The organism is Arthrobacter sp. AL12 (genome assembly GCF_029960645.1).
Lineage (GTDB): Bacteria > Actinomycetota > Actinomycetes > Actinomycetales > Micrococcaceae > Arthrobacter.
Window position 1 is genome coordinate 322,242 of sequence record NZ_JASBQY010000002.1, and the last position, 16,791, is coordinate 339,032.

At 66.7% G+C, this 16,791-nt stretch carries 11 protein-coding genes; 6 read left to right on the forward strand and 5 right to left on the reverse strand.

The window, feature by feature from the left end:
* The first annotated feature begins 189 nt into the window (after positions 1–189).
* The gene (locus tag QK291_RS04255; protein WP_282379432.1) at positions 190–831 is read left to right on the forward strand and encodes a type II toxin-antitoxin system PemK/MazF family toxin; all 642 of its coding nucleotides are present in this window, start codon (positions 190–192) and stop codon (positions 829–831) included.
* Positions 832–1,004: 173 nt separating this feature from the next.
* Positions 1,005–1,265, forward strand: a complete 261-nt coding sequence (gene rpsT / locus QK291_RS04260; RefSeq protein WP_226775157.1) for a 30S ribosomal protein S20 — start codon at positions 1,005–1,007, stop codon at positions 1,263–1,265.
* Between the two features lie 155 nt (positions 1,266–1,420).
* On the opposite strand, the gene holA is transcribed toward rpsT, so the two are convergent.
* Genes holA through QK291_RS04275 form a run of 3 tightly spaced genes read right to left on the reverse strand, consistent with a single transcriptional unit; the run spans position 1,421 to position 4,834 of the window.
* On the reverse strand, positions 1,421–2,434 hold the full coding sequence (holA, locus tag QK291_RS04265) for a DNA polymerase III subunit delta (protein ID WP_282379434.1): 1,014 nt from the start codon (positions 2,432–2,434) through the stop codon (positions 1,421–1,423).
* Complete coding sequence (locus tag QK291_RS04270) at positions 2,368–4,338, reverse strand: ComEC/Rec2 family competence protein (protein ID WP_282379435.1); 1,971 nt, start codon at positions 4,336–4,338, stop codon at positions 2,368–2,370. The genes holA and QK291_RS04270 overlap by 67 nt, the downstream gene beginning before the upstream one ends.
* Before the next feature lie 55 nt (positions 4,339–4,393).
* Positions 4,394–4,834 carry a ComEA family DNA-binding protein gene (locus QK291_RS04275; protein ID WP_282379436.1) on the reverse strand — a complete coding sequence of 147 codons (441 nt, stop codon included), beginning with the start codon at positions 4,832–4,834 and terminating at the stop codon, positions 4,394–4,396.
* Positions 4,835–4,852: 18 nt separating this feature from the next.
* Between QK291_RS04275 and QK291_RS04280 the strand changes: the two genes are divergently transcribed.
* Positions 4,853–5,035: a hypothetical protein gene (locus tag QK291_RS04280; RefSeq protein WP_282379437.1), complete on the forward strand. Its 183-nt coding sequence runs from the start codon at positions 4,853–4,855 to the stop codon at positions 5,033–5,035.
* Positions 5,036–5,583: 548 nt separating this feature from the next.
* Here QK291_RS04280 and QK291_RS04285 read toward each other — a convergent pair.
* Together QK291_RS04285 and leuS are read right to left on the reverse strand one after the other, a co-directional pair.
* Positions 5,584–6,582, reverse strand: coding sequence for a DegV family protein (locus tag QK291_RS04285; RefSeq protein ID WP_282379438.1), 999 nt, complete (start codon positions 6,580–6,582; stop codon positions 5,584–5,586).
* A gap of 80 nt (positions 6,583–6,662) precedes the next feature.
* Positions 6,663–9,194: a leucine--tRNA ligase gene (leuS, locus tag QK291_RS04290; RefSeq protein ID WP_282379439.1), complete on the reverse strand. Its 2,532-nt coding sequence runs from the start codon at positions 9,192–9,194 to the stop codon at positions 6,663–6,665.
* A gap of 800 nt (positions 9,195–9,994) precedes the next feature.
* On the opposite strand from leuS, the gene QK291_RS04295 reads away from it, so the two are divergent.
* Genes QK291_RS04295 through QK291_RS04305 form a run of 3 tightly spaced genes read left to right on the forward strand, consistent with a single transcriptional unit; the run spans position 9,995 to position 16,765 of the window.
* On the forward strand, positions 9,995–13,171 hold the full coding sequence (locus QK291_RS04295) for an efflux RND transporter permease subunit (RefSeq protein WP_282379440.1): 3,177 nt from the start codon (positions 9,995–9,997) through the stop codon (positions 13,169–13,171).
* On the forward strand, positions 13,168–13,620 hold the full coding sequence (locus QK291_RS04300) for a hypothetical protein (protein WP_282379441.1): 453 nt from the start codon (positions 13,168–13,170) through the stop codon (positions 13,618–13,620). Before QK291_RS04295 ends, QK291_RS04300 begins: the two co-directional genes overlap by 4 nt.
* 1 nt (position 13,621) lies before the next feature.
* Complete coding sequence (locus QK291_RS04305) at positions 13,622–16,765, forward strand: efflux RND transporter permease subunit (RefSeq protein WP_282379443.1); 3,144 nt, start codon at positions 13,622–13,624, stop codon at positions 16,763–16,765.
* Positions 16,766–16,791 lie beyond the last annotated feature (26 nt).

Below are 16,791 nucleotides of genomic sequence, written 5' to 3' on the forward strand. Positions count from 1 at the left end.
AGGGTCCTTACTGTTGGCAATACTGTTGGCTTTTGCACAGACCGGCAAGGGGGCTGGTTTCCCAGCCCGCGACGTGCCGCATCTCTGAACCTATAGTCTCCCACGTTCGGGCCCATGGGAGTGCATCCCAGCCTTCGGCCGACCGCCTGGCTGCCGCCGGACTGGTTACGCTGCCGGTAGTGTTTCCCCATGGCTTGGAACTTACGCTCGATCGGCAATGCAATCCGCAGCACCATGCGCTTCCTGGAGGGACGCCCGGGCTCAGCGCCAAGCAGCTCCGGTTCGGCCCGACCGGCCGGCACCAAGGCCAAGCCCGGAACAAGGGCAAAGTCCGGACCCAACGCCCAGCCGGGACGGACCGGTACGAAGACCGGCCCAAAGACCGGCGGACGCCCGGGGACCGGCGGAGGCGCCGCCGTCGGACTGGCCAACGCCTATCCCGGCGATTTCCGCGGAACGTCGAAGGTCAGCTACGCGCCCTCCCCCAACGGCCGGCCCGAACCGGGCGAAGTCGTCTGGACATGGGTGCCGTATGAAGAGGACCACTCGCGGGGCAAAGACCGTCCGGTGCTGCTGGTGGGCACGAGCGGCCGCTATCTGCTCGGGCTGATGCTCACCAGCAAGGACCACGACGGCGACCCGCGACGCGCGGACGACTATATTGACATCGGCACCGGCCCCTGGGACCGGCAGTCGCGCCCCAGTGAGGCGAAACTGGACCGCATCCTGCAGATCAACCCGCAGGATGTGCGGCGCGAGGGCGCCATCCTCGATGCAGGAAGCTTCGGCCGCATCGCCGGCGTCCTGCAGAGCCGCCACGGCTGGCGCTGAACGCCTCTAAATCGCCACACCGCCGGCCTTTCTGCTACTATTGACAGCTGTGTGTCCGTGCAGGTCGACGGCCACAGATGGTTGGTCGCCATAGGTATCCCCACGCCGCTCAGTCAATGGCCAATCTGAAAGCCCTCTAGACCATTTTCCGCATTGAAAAAGAGAGTTCACACGTGGCTAATATCAAGTCCCAGAAGAAGCGCATCCTCACCAACGAGAAGGCCCGCCTGCGTAACAACGCAGTCAAGTCCGAGCTGAAGACGGCCATCCGCGCCGTCAACACCGCCGTTGAGTCCACCGACAAGGATGCTGCGGCTACCGCGCTGCTTTCCGCCAGCCGCAAGCTGGACAAGGCTGTCAGCAAGGGCGTTCTCCACAAGAACAACGCTGCAAACCGCAAGTCGGCCATCTCCAAGAAGGTCAACGCCCTCTAAAGGTTTCCAGTTCACTTGAACTGATGATTGTGGCCGGCACCCTCGGGTGCCGGCCACTTCCAGTTAACCGCACGTCGGCCGCCGGACCATGGGCCAGCCCGCACCATGGCCCGGGCGGCGCCCGCACGGCCGGCCAGCGCACCCGAAGCCCGGTGTCAGCGGCGCACGGACGTCGCAATCACCGTCACAGCGTGTTCGACGGCGTAGACCGGGTCCCGGGACAGGCCCTTGACCTGTGCATCAGCCTCGGCGGTCACCTGGATGGACCGGACGAGCCCCTCCGGAGTCCAGCGCCGCACCTCGCGCTGCGCCTGCTCGACAAGCCAGGGCTGCATGCCCAACTGCTTGGCAATCTGCGACGAGGAGCCCTGGGCGCCGGCAACCTTGGCGAGGGTGCGCAGCTTCGAGGCAAGCGCGGCCACCAGGGGCACCGGGTCAGCCCCGGTGTCCAGGGCGTGGCGGAGGGTGGACAGTGCCAGCGGGGCGTTGCCGGCCATCGCGGCGTCGGCGACCTTGAACGCCGTAGCTTCCACCCTGCCCCCGTAATACCGGTCCACCATGGCGGTATCCACCCCGGTGGCGGCATCGGCGATCAATTGGCTGCAGGCGGCGGCGAGTTCAGCCAGATGCGCGCCGACGGCGTTGACCAAGGCATGCACCGCGTCGGGATCAACGCGGCGGGACGCCGCCTTGAACTCGGACGTCACGAACGCGACCTTGTCGGCGTCCTTTTTCAGGGGCTGGCAGTCCACCACCGGCCATCCGCCGGCCTTGACAGCGTCCAGGAGCTTCTTGCCGCGCACGCCACCGCTATGTCGGAGGACCAGCACGGCGTCGGGCTCGGGGCGGGTGAGGTATTTGAGCCCGTCGGCCAGGAAGGCGTCGTTCATGCCCTCCAGGCCCTCCACCTCGATGAGCTTCTGCTCGCCGAAAAGGGACGGGCTGACGTTCATGGCGAGGGAGCCTGGCTCGTAGTTGCCGGCATTGAGCCGCGTGACTTCGACATCAGGGGCAGCGGCGCGGACCTGCGCCCGGATGCGGTCCATGGCCCGGGACCCCAGATAGTCTTCCGGTCCGCCGACCAGCACGACGGCGGCCGGGGTCACGTCGCGCCAGGTGGCGGTGTTCGACGCGGCGGACCGTGCGCGTGGGGTCTGGGCAGCAGCCACTGAGGTTTCCTCCCGGAATATTGTTTACAGACTCTAAGCCTGCCACGGCCCAGGCGGTGCACCAAGCCGGGCCGGGCCCCTCCCCGCGATGCCCGCAGGCCGTCGCCGCGGGGCGGGATTCGGTTGAGCAGTGCCACTATCCGTTCATGCGCATCCCGGGCCAGCGCAGCGGTGCGGGCGGGGTGGAATAGCAGCCACCAGGCGGCGATGGTGCAGGCCGAGAAAAGCGTCATCGTCGCGGCCCCGAACACTCCTTCCGTCCACGGGAGGACCGCGCCCGGTAGCCCGGCGAAGCAGCGTGCGATCACGCCGACCCCGGTGGCGAAAGCCGCAGCGATGCCCAGCGGCGCGGCGGCGAGGGCCGGGGCCAGCGGCACCAAGGGCACGGCCGCTGTCCCCAGCAGCGTGACTGGTGCGACAAGGACGGCGGCGGCCATGTTGGCGGGCAGGGCATAGGTGGAGAACTGCGGCTGCAGGAAGACAATCGCCGGCCCGCAGAAGGCCTGAGCGGACAGCGGAACTGCGAATCCTGCGGCGAGCCAGCGCGGCACCGGAGCCGGGAACCAGGCCATGATCGGCCGGGCTGTCACCACGATGCCGAGGGTCGCAAGTACGGAGAGCAGGAATCCGAAGCTGGTCGAGAGCCCCGGCTCTACCAGTACAAGTCCGATCACGGCGAGGCACAAGAAGCTCAAGCCCCGGCCGGGCCGGCCGCCGGCAAGGGCCACGAGGCCGATTGCGCCCATCACGGCTGCGCGCAGGACACTGGACTCCGGGCCTACCATCAGGACAAACAGGCCCAGCCCCGCGAGGCAGAGGACCGCCGCGAACGCCCGGTTGAACCGCAGGCTTCGGGCGGCCAGCAGGAGGGCGCCCAGGATGAGGCTGCAGTTGGCGCCGCTGACGGCCGTCAGGTGGGTCATCCCGACGGACTTCATGGCCGCGTCCAGCTCCGGGTCAAGGCGGCTGGTGTCACCGGTGACCATGCCCGGCAGGAGTCCCTGGGCGTCACCGTCGAAGCGCCCGGCGGCCGTTGTGAAGCGACCTCGGAGTTCGGCCGGGCCCTGCTGCCAGTTCGAGGCCGCCCCGAGCGTCAGCGGGGCCGAGCTGACCGAGAGAACCGCCGCTTCCGGCTGCCCCGGCCCGGGCGGCTTGAGTTTGCCGGTCGTGCGGATCCGCTGACCCGGAGCTGAACGTTCCCAGTCGCCCCCGCCCAGGACCAGCAGCCTGGCCGGCGCCTGGACCCGGTGCGAGTCGAAAGTCATGTTGATCAGGGTGGCTGGGACCGCCCACCGGTCCGCGAGCCCGGATCGCCCAGGCGTCCTGAGTCGCCGCGGCGACCCCGCAATCTCGATTTCGACGGCGACGGCGGTGTTCGAGGCGGCTGCGGCGGCCACGGCCCCTTCGTGCCGGCGGGCGGAGTCGGCCGCGCCGTGCCCGCCCGCCGCCGCGGCGAGCAGCAGGGCGCCGGCCATCGTCGCGTGGAAGCTCCCGTGCGCCGGCGCCCCGGGCGGTCGCGCCCCGGCGGTGGACACTGCCCTGAGCAGCAGCAGTCCCGAACCGGCCACGAGGCTCAGGCAGAGGGCGGCCAGCGCTGCAGGGTGCAGGTGGTGAACCGCAGCGGCAGTTGCCCACACCAGAACCGCCGGGGGGACCAGACGCACATCGGTCCTGCGGAGGGTGTCCGCCCTGGCCGGACCGGCGCGGCCGCGGACTGCGAATGATGTCAGCCAGCCGCGGGCCGCCGGGCCGCCGCGCCGCTGCGGGCGGGCCTGCAGACGTGCCGCCGCGACGTGGGTGTTCCCGTACCGTGCCAGCGCGGGCGCCGGCCTCGGCGCATGGGTGTTCCACTCCCCGGTATGGGCGGGCTCTGACGCCCGGGGGTTCCCGGGTGTCCGGCCCACCGCGGCATCAACATACTGCTGCCAACGACTCGTAAATTCCAGGTCCGGCACGCCCTCACACCCGGACCAGGGGCAGCAGGCCTTCGAGCAGCTTTGGCCCGAACCCGTCCACCGCATCGAGTTCCTCAACCCGCCGGAAGTCACCGTGCTGCTTGCGCCAGTCCACGATCCGTTGGGCCAGCACTGGGCCCACCCGAGGGAGGGCGGCCAGTTCCTCGGCGCCGGCCGTGTTCAGGTTTATCTTTCCCCCTGCGGGAGGGGAGCCGCTCCCCGGGCTTCCCCGGGCGCCCGCGCCACCCACCGGGGCGGACGCGGCCGGCACGGTTTCACCCTGCCGCGGCACCACGACCTGCTGCCCGTCCTCGAGGACGGCCGCGAGATTGAGCTGGTCCGGGTCTGCGCCAGGGGCACCGCCTCCGGCCGCCGCGATGGCCTCGTGCAGGCGGCTTCCCCGCCGCAGCTCCACGATGCCGGCCCGGACAACCGCTCCGGCCACATGCACGATGATGCTGTCGTGGCTGTCCGCTCCGCCTCCGCTTTGCCCTCCACCTCCGCCGCCTCCGCCTCCGCTGTTGCCGTTGCCGTTGCCGCCGCTGTTGCCGTTGCCGCCGCTGTTGCCGTTGCCGTTGCCGTTGCCGTTGCCATTGCCATTGCCATTGCCATTGCCATTGCCGGGGGAATTCTCCGGGACGGCTGACGGTCCTCTTTCAGGTTCCGGATCCTCTGCTCTGCTGGCTTCCGTTGGGTTGATGGAACTGAGCGGACTGACCTCTGCTGTGACGTTCGCCGCCTGCCACCAGAACCAGCAGAGGAACACTGTGGCCAGCAGGCACAGCAACGCCGCCGCACGGCGCCCGGTGCGCCACCTGATCCGGGGGTTGCGGACCGGCGACGGGTCCGGAGCGGGGTCATGCTGCCTCCCGGGACTTGACACGAAGGGCGGCCCGTCGAGCAGGCCCGTTCCGGCGTCAGGACGAACAGTGCCCGGACGAACTGCGGCCGCCAGCCTGCGGTCGGCGCTACCCGGTTCGGCACCGGGCGGGTCTCCAGGATTGTGGCGCGGCATGCGCCCATCCTACGAAGCTCCGGGCACTCGGTTCAGGGGCTGTGGGTCCTATGTGGATAGCGGGAGACCGCCGGGCAAGGCCAACGGGTCTTGAGTGGATAGCAGGAGACCACCGGGCAGGGCCAACGGGTCTTGAGTGGATAGCGCGAAACAGCGGGATACAGCTATGGCGCGCCGGACTATGGCGGGCCGGGGATGTCCGTGGCTGCCGGGGTGCTGCTCTCCCCCACGATAACTGCCAGAACACCAAGTCCGGCATGGGCCGCCAGCACGGCCGGAAGGGCACTGATCTGGACAGGCGCACAGCCGGGGACCGCTTCGGCCAGCTGCGCCGCGAGCTGTTCCGCCTCGGCCGGGTTGCCGAAATGGTGGACGGCGAACCGGGCCTGCCCCGGGGGCCGGCCGGCGGCGTCGGCCACAACGATCTCCTGAAGCCGGGCGATGGCCTTCGTTGCCGACCGCACCTTCTCCAGCGGAACGACTTTGCCGTCCTCCACCGCGAGGATGGGCTTGATCGAGAACATGGTCCCCCAGAGCGATGCCGCGGCGCCGATCCGCCCCCCACGGCGCAGCTGTTCCAGGCTCGGGACGTAGAAGTACACCTTGGTGCTGGCGAGTCCATGCTCGGCGAACGCGCGCACGTCGGCCGCGGCCGCACCGTCCGCCGCCGCGGCGACGGCGCCCTGGACACCCATCCCCTGCGCCATGCCGACGGTGCGCGAGTCCAAGACCTCCACCGGGATGTCCACGCGGGCGGCGGCGAGCCGGGCGGAGTCCACCGTTCCGGACAGTTCCCCGGAAATATGGAGCGAGACGACGGACTCAAAGCCGTTGCGCTGGGCCGCAAGGTACGCCTGTTCAAACTGTCCGGGTGAAGGGCGCGAGGTCTTGACGGGCCTGCCGCTGGCAAGGGCCAGGGCGATCGTCTCGGCGATGTCGTCCTCGCCCTCGCCGTAGATTTCCGCCCCCACCATCACCGGCATCGGGACGACCGTCAGCCGCCCGTCGGCGGAGACGGCATGGACCCAGTCGGCCGGCAGCGCCGCGGCCGAGTCCGTGACGACGGCAGTCCGCACGACGGCGGCGGGGCCGACTGCCGGGCCTTCCGCGGACGGTTTGGTCTGCCGGAGCCCGCTGAGGCGCTCCTTCAGCCATCCTGCGGGGTCGCGGTGGGGCACGAAGGACCTCCTGCTGTCTGCACGCTGACGGACTTGCGGTATCGGCCAGCCGCCGGGGGGAACCGGCGGCCGGCTCCCGGTTAGGCCGGGACGATATTGACCAGCTTAGGTGCCCGGACGATCACCGTGCGGATCCCACGGCCGTCGAGGGCTCGCTGGACGTTTTCCGACGCCAGGGCCAGTTCCCGCAGTTCGTCCTCGCTGATCTCCGGCGAGACTTCCAGCCGGTCCCGGACCTTGCCCTGGACCTGGACGACGGCGGTCACCGTGTCCTGGACCAGGAGGGCCGCGTCATGCGCCGGCCAGCCGGCGTTGGCCACTGAGGCGGGATGTCCCAGCACGTTCCAGAGGTCCTCGGCCGTGTACGGAGCGAAGAGGCTCAGGATAACCGCCACGGTCTCCACGGCTTCACGGACCGCCGGATCGGCGCCGCCCGCTCCGCCGGCTGCGTCAATAGTCTTACGCGTCGCGTTGACCAGTTCCATCAGCTTCGCCACGACCACGTTGAACTTGTTGTGGTCCAGCAGGGCTTCCGCGTCTGCGATCGTGCGGTGTGTGACGGCACGCAGGGCACGGTCCCCCGCAGCAAAGTCGGCGCCGGGGGCGCTGGTGACGTCCCGGCCCAGGCGCCAGGCGCGGGCCAGGAACTTCGCGGAGCCCGACGGCGAGACGTCGGCCCAGTCGACGTCGTCCTCCGGCGGGGAGGCGAAGATCATGGTGAGCCGGACGGCGTCGACGCCGTACTTGTCCAGCTGTTCACTCAGGTCAACGCCGTTGCCCAGGGACTTGCTCATGGCCTTGCCGCCGTTGAGTACCTGGCCCTGGTTCAGCAGCGCGCTGAACGGCTCGTCTGCGTCGATCATGCCCAGGTCGTGGATGACCTTGGTGAAGAACCGCGCGTAGAGAAGGTGCAGGATGGCGTGCTCCACGCCGCCCACGTACTGCCCGACCGGCATCCAGTCGTTGATTTTCTCCGGATCGAACGGGCCCTCTGTGTACTGCGGCGAGACGAAGCGCAGGAAATACCAGGACGAGTCCACGAAGGTGTCCATGGTGTCCGTGTCGCGCTTGGCCGGACTGTGGCAGCTGGGGCACTCCACGTTGACCCAGCTTTCGACGGCGGCCAGCGGTGACGTTCCCTTCGGGGACAGGTCCTCGCCGCGCAGGTCGGCCGGCAGGGTGACAGGCAGCTGTTCGTCCGGGACCGGGACCTCCCCGCAGGCCGGGCAGTGGATGATCGGGATCGGGGTGCCCCAGAAACGCTGCCGGCTGAGCAGCCAGTCGCGCAGGCGGAAGTTCACGAATTTCTCGCCCGTGCCCTGCTGCTCCAGGATCCCGATGGCGGCCGGAATCGCCTCTGCCTTGGGCAGGCCGTCCAGGGCACCGGAGTTGATCAGGGTTCCCTCGCCGGAGGTCGCCGTGCCGCTCACGGCGGGGTCCTCCTCGCCGGTGTCCAACACCGCCCGCACGGGCAGGTCGAAGGTCCGGGCGAAGTCGAGGTCGCGCTGGTCGTGGGCCGGGACGGCCATGATGGCGCCGGTACCATAGTCCGCCAGCACGTAGTCGGCCGCCCAGACGGGCAGCTTCTCGCCGTTGAGCGGGTTGATGGCGTACCGGCCGGTGAAGACACCGGTCTTTTCCCGCTCAGTGGACTGGCGTTCGATTTCCGAGAGCGCCTTGACCTGCTCACGGTACGCGTCCAGGGCGGCGGCGTGTTCCTCGGTGACCAGTTCGACGGCGATCGGCGCGTCCGCGGCAACGACGAAGAACGTCGCGCCGTACAGGGTGTCGGGGCGGGTGGTGAACACCGCCACGTCCATGGCGGGCTTGCCGCCGTCGGCCTCGATCACGAAGGTGACGTGCGCGCCCTCGGACCGTCCGATCCAGTTCTTCTGCATGGCCAGAACCCGTTCGGGCCAGTGGCCGCGCAGTTCGTCCATGTCATCGAGCAGCCGGTCGGCGTAGTCGGTGATCTTGAAGTACCACTGGTTCAGTGATTTCTTGGTGACCGGGGTGCCGCAGCGCTCACAGGCACCGTTGACCACCTGTTCGTTGGCCAGCACGGTCTGGTCCGTGGGGCACCAGTTGACCGGGGAATTCTTGCGGTAGGCCAGGCCGCGGTCGTGGAAGCGCTTGAAGAGCCACTGCGTCCAGCGGTAGTACTCCGGGTCGGAGGTGTGGATCCGGCGGGACCAGTCGGCGGAAATGGCGTAGCGTTTGAACGACGCCGCCTGGGTGTCGATGTTGGCATACGTCCACTCGCTGGGGTGGGCATTGCGTTTGATGGCCGCGTTCTCGGCGGGCAGCCCGAAAGAATCCCAGCCGATCGGGTGCAGCACGTCGTAGCCCTGCTGGCGCAGGTAACGCGCGACGACGTCTCCCATGGCGAACGCCTCGGCGTGGCCCATGTGGAGATCTCCGGAGGGGTACGGGAACATGTCCAGCACGTACCGCCGTTCCTTCGACCCGTCATCGACGGGGGTGAAGACCTTGAGGTCTTCCCAGACCTGCGGCCACTTGGCTTCAATGGCCGCGAAGCTGTAGGCACCCTCTTCAGGGGTCTCCGCTGCGACTGCTGGTGTTCCGGTCTCTGTCTCCGGCTGAACGCTCAATGCTGGCCTCTTCTGTTCTGTCAAGCCTTATGTTCCGTCAAGTCTTGTACCGCAAATCACTCAGGCGGCGGCTACTGTCCTGCCACGCCTGCTCCCCTGTCAGCCGTCTGCGCAAAAGGGTCCAGACACACAAAAGCCCCTCGACACGGAGGGGCTGCCGCTCGGCTATCCGAGTTCTCGTCGGGATACCGGGCGGCTAGCTAAGCAGGAGGTTCGCACGCATACCTCTACTTTAGCGCCTCGGGCTGCATCCCGGGGAAACTGCGCAGCTCGGAGCCTGGCGGAAACCGGACCTGCGGGCCAGAGGTGCGGCGCGGCCCCCGGACACCGCATCGTAGACCAAATTGTTATAAACGCACCACTCGGAAGGAAATCCGGTACTTACTCCGGCAAGGGTGACGTCGCCGGGTCCTCAGCGCCATCAAAATGAAGTACGTGAGACATCAACTTGCGGAATTTCTCCCGGTCTGTCCGAGTAAATTCTAAGCTTCTGTCTGAGTAATTTTTCCGCCCTTCCGAGTAGTTTTGCTGTGATCCCGAGTATCCGGATCTCCCCCGTTTAAAGTTTGTCGTCTACTGGAAATAAACTTTCAGGTTCCGCGTTTCCGGGCGAATTCTGCCACCTTGCCAAACCGTGTCGGGAGGGCCACTATGCACTCAAGACCCCTGGGGGATTCCACAAACAGGTCTCGGACTGAGGAGCCCGACATGTTTTGTTTGTGCAGTGCTGTCACTCCACAAAGCTGGAAGCTGACCGAGCGCTCCGGCGTCACGGGCAGCAACCTGGAATCGGATTAGCCATGTTTGGCTGGATAACCCGGTTTAGTCTGCAGTTCCGGATCCTGGTGCTCGCTCTCGCTGCCGGACTCATCACCTTCGGCGTTATTAACGTTCCACGCATGGCAGTGGACACAATGCCCGAATTCGCCCCCGCGCAAGTCGAAATTCAGACAGAGGCCCTGGGCCTTTCCGCTGTCGAAGTTGAACAGCTCATTACCGCCCCGATGGAAGCCGACCTCCTCAATGGGGTGGCCTGGCTGGACGAGATCCGATCGAAATCCGTTCCGGGGATGTCCTCGATTGAACTCGTTTTCGAGCCGGGCACGGACCTCCTTCGTGCCCGTCAGCTTGTGGCGGAACGGATGACCCAGGCGCACGCCCTGCCAAACGTGTCGTCTCCGCCGCTCATCATGCAACCGATGTCCTCCACCAGCCGTGTGCTGATGGTCCGGTTGAACTCGAAGCAGCTTTCGGGCATCGAGATGTCCGTCCTGGCGCGGTGGAAGGTCAAGCCGCGGCTGATCGGCATCCCTGGCGTGGCGAACGTGTCCATCTGGGGCCAGCGTGAACAACAGCTGCAGGTGGAGGTCACTCCCACCCAGTTGCGCGACAGGGGAATCACCCTGGAGCAAATCATCAAGACCACCGGTAATGCCGTCTGGGTCTCGCCGTTGAGTTTCCTTGAGGCCTCGACACCGGGCACCGGCGGTTTCGTAGAGTCGCCCAGCCAGCGCTTGGGCATCCAGCACGTCCTTCCGATCCGCACTCCCGCGGATTTGGCCAAGGTAAGTGTGGAGGACGCAACCCAGCCGATGCTCCTCGGTGACATCGCCCAGGTCAAGGAAGACCATCAGCCCCTGATCGGCGACGCCGTCGTCGGGCAGGATGCGGGCCTCATGCTGGTTGTTGAGAAGTTCCCGGGCACCAGCACGGTGGACGTGACCCGCGACGTCGAGGCAGCCCTGAAGGACATGGAACCTGGCCTCACCGGCATCACGATCGACACCAGCGTGTTCCGTCCCGCCACTGCCGTTCAGGACACCGTGGACGGTCTCGGTATCGCGCTGCTGCTTAGCCTCCTGATCGCGGTGGCGCTTTTCTGGCTCCTCTTCCGTTCCTGGCGGGTCGCTGTGATCGCTCTGGTGGCCCTCACGGCGACGGTCATGACGGCGGCCGTGGTGCTCTACGCGCAAGACGCGACGCTGAACATCACGATTATGCTCGGCATTCTGCTCGGCGTTTCCGTGATCGTGGGCGACGTAGTGGAGGACGTCCAGGCACAGCGCCGCAGGCCCCTGACCACCGTGGCCACGGAAACCGATGCAACTTTGAGGTCCCGCATCACCAACGTGACCCGCGGCATCCGCACTCCGCTCTTCCACGCCTCACTCATCATGCTGGTCGCCCTTATTCCGACACTGTTTGTCACCGGTGTCGGCGGCTCGTTCTTCCAGCCGCTCTTCTGGTCGTTGGCGCTTGCCCTCGCCGCCGGGTTGCTCGTTGGCCTGTCGGTGACGCCGGTGCTGGCCCAGATGCTCCTGCCCCGGGACACCGCAACCCGCCCGGAGTCTCCTACCGCCGGACGTGCTGGCGCCTACTTCGGCCGGGCGCTGGACAGCGCCCGTTCCCGCCGCGCCCTCAGTCTGGTCGCTGTTGCCGTCATCGGGGTGCTCGGCCTCGCCGCCGGATCCCAACTGATCGCCAACCGGCCGCTCATTCCCACCCTGCCGGACAGGACCCTGCTGGTGCAGTGGGACAGCGCGGCCGGCACGTCTACTGATGAGGTACGCCGGGTCGCATCCAAAGCCTCAGATGAGCTGCGGGCCCTGCCTGGTGTATCCGGCGTTGGCGGCCACATCGGCCGCGCCATCTCCTCGGACCAGGTTGTCGGGAACAATTCAGCCGAACTCTGGGTGTCCATTGCCGCCGATGCCGACTTCAGTGCAACCGAGCAGGCAGTCCGGGACGTTGTCCAGGGCTACCCGGGTATCGCCCACAATGTCTCGAACTACTCACAGCAGGAGGTCGGCGATGTGCGCAGCAGCATGGAGCCGGGCTTTGCGGTCCGGGTTTACGGGACGGACATGCCCATCCTGCGCGAAAAGGCCGAAGAGGTTCGGCAGGCACTTGCGAACATCAGCGGCGTACAGAACCCGACCGTCAAAGCCGCGGCCATGACTCCGATCGTTGAGGTGGAAGTCAACCTCGAGGCAGCACAGAGGGTCGGCATCAAGCCAGGCGACGCCAGGCGTGCCGCGGCCACGCTGATGCAGGGCATCATCGTCGGCAACCTCTTCGAACAACAGAAGGTGTTTGAAGTGGTCGTACGCGGGGCGCTTAGCGTCAGGGATGACCTGACGAGCATCCGTGAGCTGCTCCTGGACACCCCCAGCGGGGGCCATGTCCAGCTGGGTGAAATCGCCGCGGTCCGGATGGTTCCCAATGAAGTAGTCATCGAGCACGATTCCACCTCGCGGCGGATCGACGTGGTGGCCGACGTCACCGGGCGGCCCCTGGCCGATGTCCAGCGCGATATTGAAGCGGCAATAAAGCAAATTCAGTTCCCGCTTGAATACCACGCGGAGATTCCCGCGAAGTACAGCGAACTGCGCGCGGCCGACACGGTGGTGCTCTGGCTTGCAGCGGCCGCCCTGGTGGGCATACTGCTGCTGCTTCAGACCGCAGTGCGGAGCTGGAAGCTGGCCCTGGCCCTCTTCCTGTCATTGCCGGCGGCGCTTGCCGGCGCGGCCGTGGCCGCGTGGATCGGTGCGTCTTCGGTCTCCTGGCTCTCACTGACCGCCATGGCTGCGGTGCTGGGCATCGCTGCCCGCAACGCGGTTCTGTTGTCAGCCCGTGCGGATGAGCTATGGCGCTCCGCGCCCCAGACGTCACGGGCGGAGGTCGTCATGGCGGCGGCCCGCGACCGGGTCTCCCCGGTCCTGAAGTCAGCCCTGATCACCGTGCTCATCCTGATTCCGCCCGCGTTGTTGGGCGGCAGCGTCGGGCAGGCCCTGGTCGTTCCGATGCTGCTGATCATTGCGGGCGGACTCATCACCACGACGCTTGTGGGGCTGTTGGTGTTCCCTCTCCTGACCCTTTGGTTCGGTCCCCAGACCGCCCCGGAAGAGTGGTCGGAGGTCTACGACTCGGAAATCCCCGTTCAGCCCGATTTGCAGGAAAAGGTGGAAGCAAAATGACCAGCCACAAGCCCCAACGGCGCCTGCCCCTGGCGGCCGCTGTCTGTGCAGCCCTCGTGTTCTCGCTCCCGGCCTGCGCGGCGCCCGCCGCTGCCCCGGCGGCCGTGGGCGAGGCCCCGGCCAAAGTGGAAAAGAACGCGACGACCGGCATCGCGAAGCTGACCCTCACCCAACGGGGCGTGGACCGGCTCGAGCTCAAAACCGAGCCTGTCACGGCGGGTACGGGAACAGAGGTCCTGATTAACTACGGCGCCCTGATGTACGACGCCAACGGCAAGACCTGGGTCTACACCAACCCCGCCCCCAGGGTTTACCAGCGCCAGGAGGTTACCGTCGGCAAGGTGGAAGCCGGCGTGGTCACGGCCACCGCCGGACCGCCGGCAGGAACCCTGGTGGTCACAGTGGGAGCAGCGGAACTGTTCGGCGCCGAATTCAACACAGGCAAATGACATGCGCCGGATAGTCGCAGCCAGCCTAAGGTTCAGATCGATCATCATTGCGATGGCGGCTGCCCTGATGATCGTGGGCGGCGCACAACTCAGCAGCGCCTCGGTGGACGTGTTCCCCGAGTTTGCGCCGCCGAAGGTCGAGGTCCAGACAGCGTGCCTGGGACTCACCGCCGCCGAAGTCGAAGAACTGGTCTCCGTTCCCTTGGAAGAGGCCTTCAACGGCATCGACGGCCTCGACCACATGCGGTCGAAGTCGGTCCCCCAGCTCTCGTCGATCGTCATGGAATTCGAGAACGGCACGGATATCCTGACGGCCAGGCAACTGGTCTCAGAGCGGATGGCAACTGTCATACCAACCCTGCCCACGTGGGCGGCGCCGCCGCTGATGCTGCAGCCGCTGTCCTCGACCAGCCGAGTCATGAAGATCGGGCTGTCCTCGGACACCCGGTCCCTGATCGAGATGTCCATGATTTCGTACTGGAACATCAGGGCCCATCTACTCCGGGTTCCGGGGGTGGCAAACGTGGCTATCTGGGGCGAACGCCTCCAGATGCTCCAGGTGCAGGTCGATCCTGCCAGGCTGGCGGCCAACAACGTCACGCTGGAGACGGTGATGACCTCCACCGGTGACGCCCTGGACGCGGGTCTGCTCAAGTATTCCCCGGGCGCTCTGATCGGTACCGGCGGCGCGCTGGATACACCGAGCCAGAGCATGGCCATCCGGCACGTCCAGCCCATCACATCGCCTGAAGAGCTTGCGAAGGTGGCGGTCGCCGACCGTGAGGGCCAGGCCCCGCTGCGGCTTTCCGACGTCGCCAACGTCGTGGAAGACCACCAGCAGCTGATCGGTGACGCCGTCATCAATGGTGGTCCGGGACTCATGCTGATCGTGGAAAAGCTGCCCTGGGGCAACACGCTCGAAGTGACGCGCGGGGTCGAAGAGGCGCTGAAGCAACTCGAACCCGGCCTCACCGGGATCGCAGTGGACACCACGATCTTCCGGCCGGCGACCTTCATCGAGGAATCACTCGGCAACCTGGGGGTGGCTCTCGTCCTCGGATGCCTGTTGGTCATCCTGGTGCTGAGCGTGTTCCTCTTCCAGTGGCGGACTGCGCTGGTCAGCGTGCTGGCCATTCCACTGTCCCTCATGGCCGCAGCCATGGTGTTGTATTGGACCGGAGGCACAATCAACACGATGGTGCTTGCGGGGTTGGTGATCGCCGTCGGGGTGGTGGTGGACGATGCCATCATCGACGTCGAAAACATCGTTCGACGGCTCCGGCAGCACCGGGCAGATGGCGGCACCGAAAGCACGGCCAGGGTGGTGGTCAACGCCTCGCTTGAGGTCCGGGGACCGATTGTGTACGCAACCCTGATCATCGTTGCTGCCACGGTGCCGATCTTCTTCCTGGACGGCCTGACGGGGGCGTTCTTCCGGCCGCTGGCCACCTCCTACACCCTTGCGGTGATGGCGTCCATGCTGGTTGCGCTCACAGTCACCCCGGCGATGGCGTACATCTTCCTCCGGAACGCCAAACTGGAGGATCGTGATCCGCCGCTGGTCCGGGTTCTGAAGCGCTGGTACGCCCGTGCGCTTCGTCCCATCGTCCGCCGGCCCGTTCCGGGGTATCTTGCCCTGGGGGCACTGGGCGTCATCGGCATTGTCGCGGCCCCGCTGCTGGGTCAGTCGCTGCTGCCGTCCTTCAAGGAGCGGGACTTCCTGATGCACTGGCTCACTCAGCCGGGCACGTCCAACTCGGAGGAGGTCCGTGTCAGCCAGCTGGCGTGCAAGGAGCTCATGACGATCCCGGGCGTGAACAACTGCGGGTCCCACATCGGGCAGGCCTTCAACGCCGATGAGGTGGTGGGCGTCTACTTCGGTGAGAACTGGATCAGCGTCGACCCTGCGGTGGACTACGACGAGACGCTGGCTGCTGTTCAGGAAGTTGTGAACGGCTACCCCGGCATTGTCCGGGACGTCCAGACGTACCTCAAGGAACGCATCCGCGAGGTCCTGACCGGCACGGGCTACGCCGTTGTCGTCCGGGTATACGGTGACGACCTCTCGATCCTTAAGCAGGAGGCTGACAAGATCAAGTCCATCCTCGGCGGTATTGAAGGAGCAGTAGGTGCGAAGGTCGCCCTCCAGGCCAACGTCCCGCAGGTCAATGTGGAAGTGAACCTGGACAAGGCCAACAGCTACGGGCTGAAACCTGGCGACGTCCGCCGGGCCGCGGCCACGATGATCGCCGGCGAGGAGGTGGGCGACATCTATCGGGACGGCAAGGCCTACGACGTGCAGGTGTGGAGCGCTCCGGAAACCCGGACCAGCGTGTCGAGCATCGAGAATCTCCCGCTCGATACGCCAAGCGGGCAGAAGATCCGGTTGGCTGATGTCGCCACGGTCGCGGTCAAGCCCACCCCGAACGTCATTGAGCGTTCAGAGGGGTCCCGGCGCATCGACGTCAGCGCCAACGTCAAGGAAGGCGACCTGGCCAAGGTGGTCGAAACGTTGCAGTCCGAGATGAAGTCGATTGAGTTCCCGGTCGGCTACGAAGCGGTCGTCCTCGGCGAGTACGCAGAACGCCAGGCCGCCTCCCAGCGGCTCCTGCTTTACGCGACCGGCGCGGTCATCGTGGTCTTCCTGCTGCTCCAGGCGGCGTTCCGCAGTTGGCGGCTCGCGATTCTCGCTATCCTGACGTTGCCGGTGGCCCTCGTGGGCGGTATCATCGCCGCGCACATGAGCGGAGGCATCCTATCCCTGGGGTCGCTGGTCGGCTTCCTGACATTGATGGGCATCGCGGCCCGCAACGGCATCCTGCTCATCAATCACTGCCAGCACCTGGAACAGTTCGAGGGCATGCCCTTTGGCCGTGACCTGGTGATGCGGGGCGCCGCCGAGCGCTTGTCACCGATTCTGATGACAACTCTTGCCACCGCACTGGCCCTTGTGCCGCTGGTGGTGATGGGGAACATCCCCGGCCATGAGATAGAACATCCCATGGCGGTGGTGATTCTGGGCGGCCTCGTCACGTCGACGCTGGTCAACCTGTTCATCGTCCCGTCCCTCTACCTGCGGTTCGCAAAAAAGCGTCCAAGGCGTGAGAGTCAGCCCAACCAGCCCCAGCCGGCGCCTGCCGTCTAGCCACCCACCACCCAAGAAAGAAGCCT

Coding starts and splice junctions, on each gene's coding strand:
- QK291_RS04305 (WP_282379443.1), top strand. CDS start 13,622: ATGCGCCGGATAGTCGCAGCCAGCCTAAGGTTCAGATCGATCATCATT.
- QK291_RS04255 (WP_282379432.1), top strand. CDS start 190: ATGGCTTGGAACTTACGCTCGATCGGCAATGCAATCCGCAGCACCATG.
- QK291_RS04300 (WP_282379441.1), top strand. CDS start 13,168: ATGACCAGCCACAAGCCCCAACGGCGCCTGCCCCTGGCGGCCGCTGTC.
- QK291_RS04295 (WP_282379440.1), top strand. CDS start 9,995: ATGTTTGGCTGGATAACCCGGTTTAGTCTGCAGTTCCGGATCCTGGTG.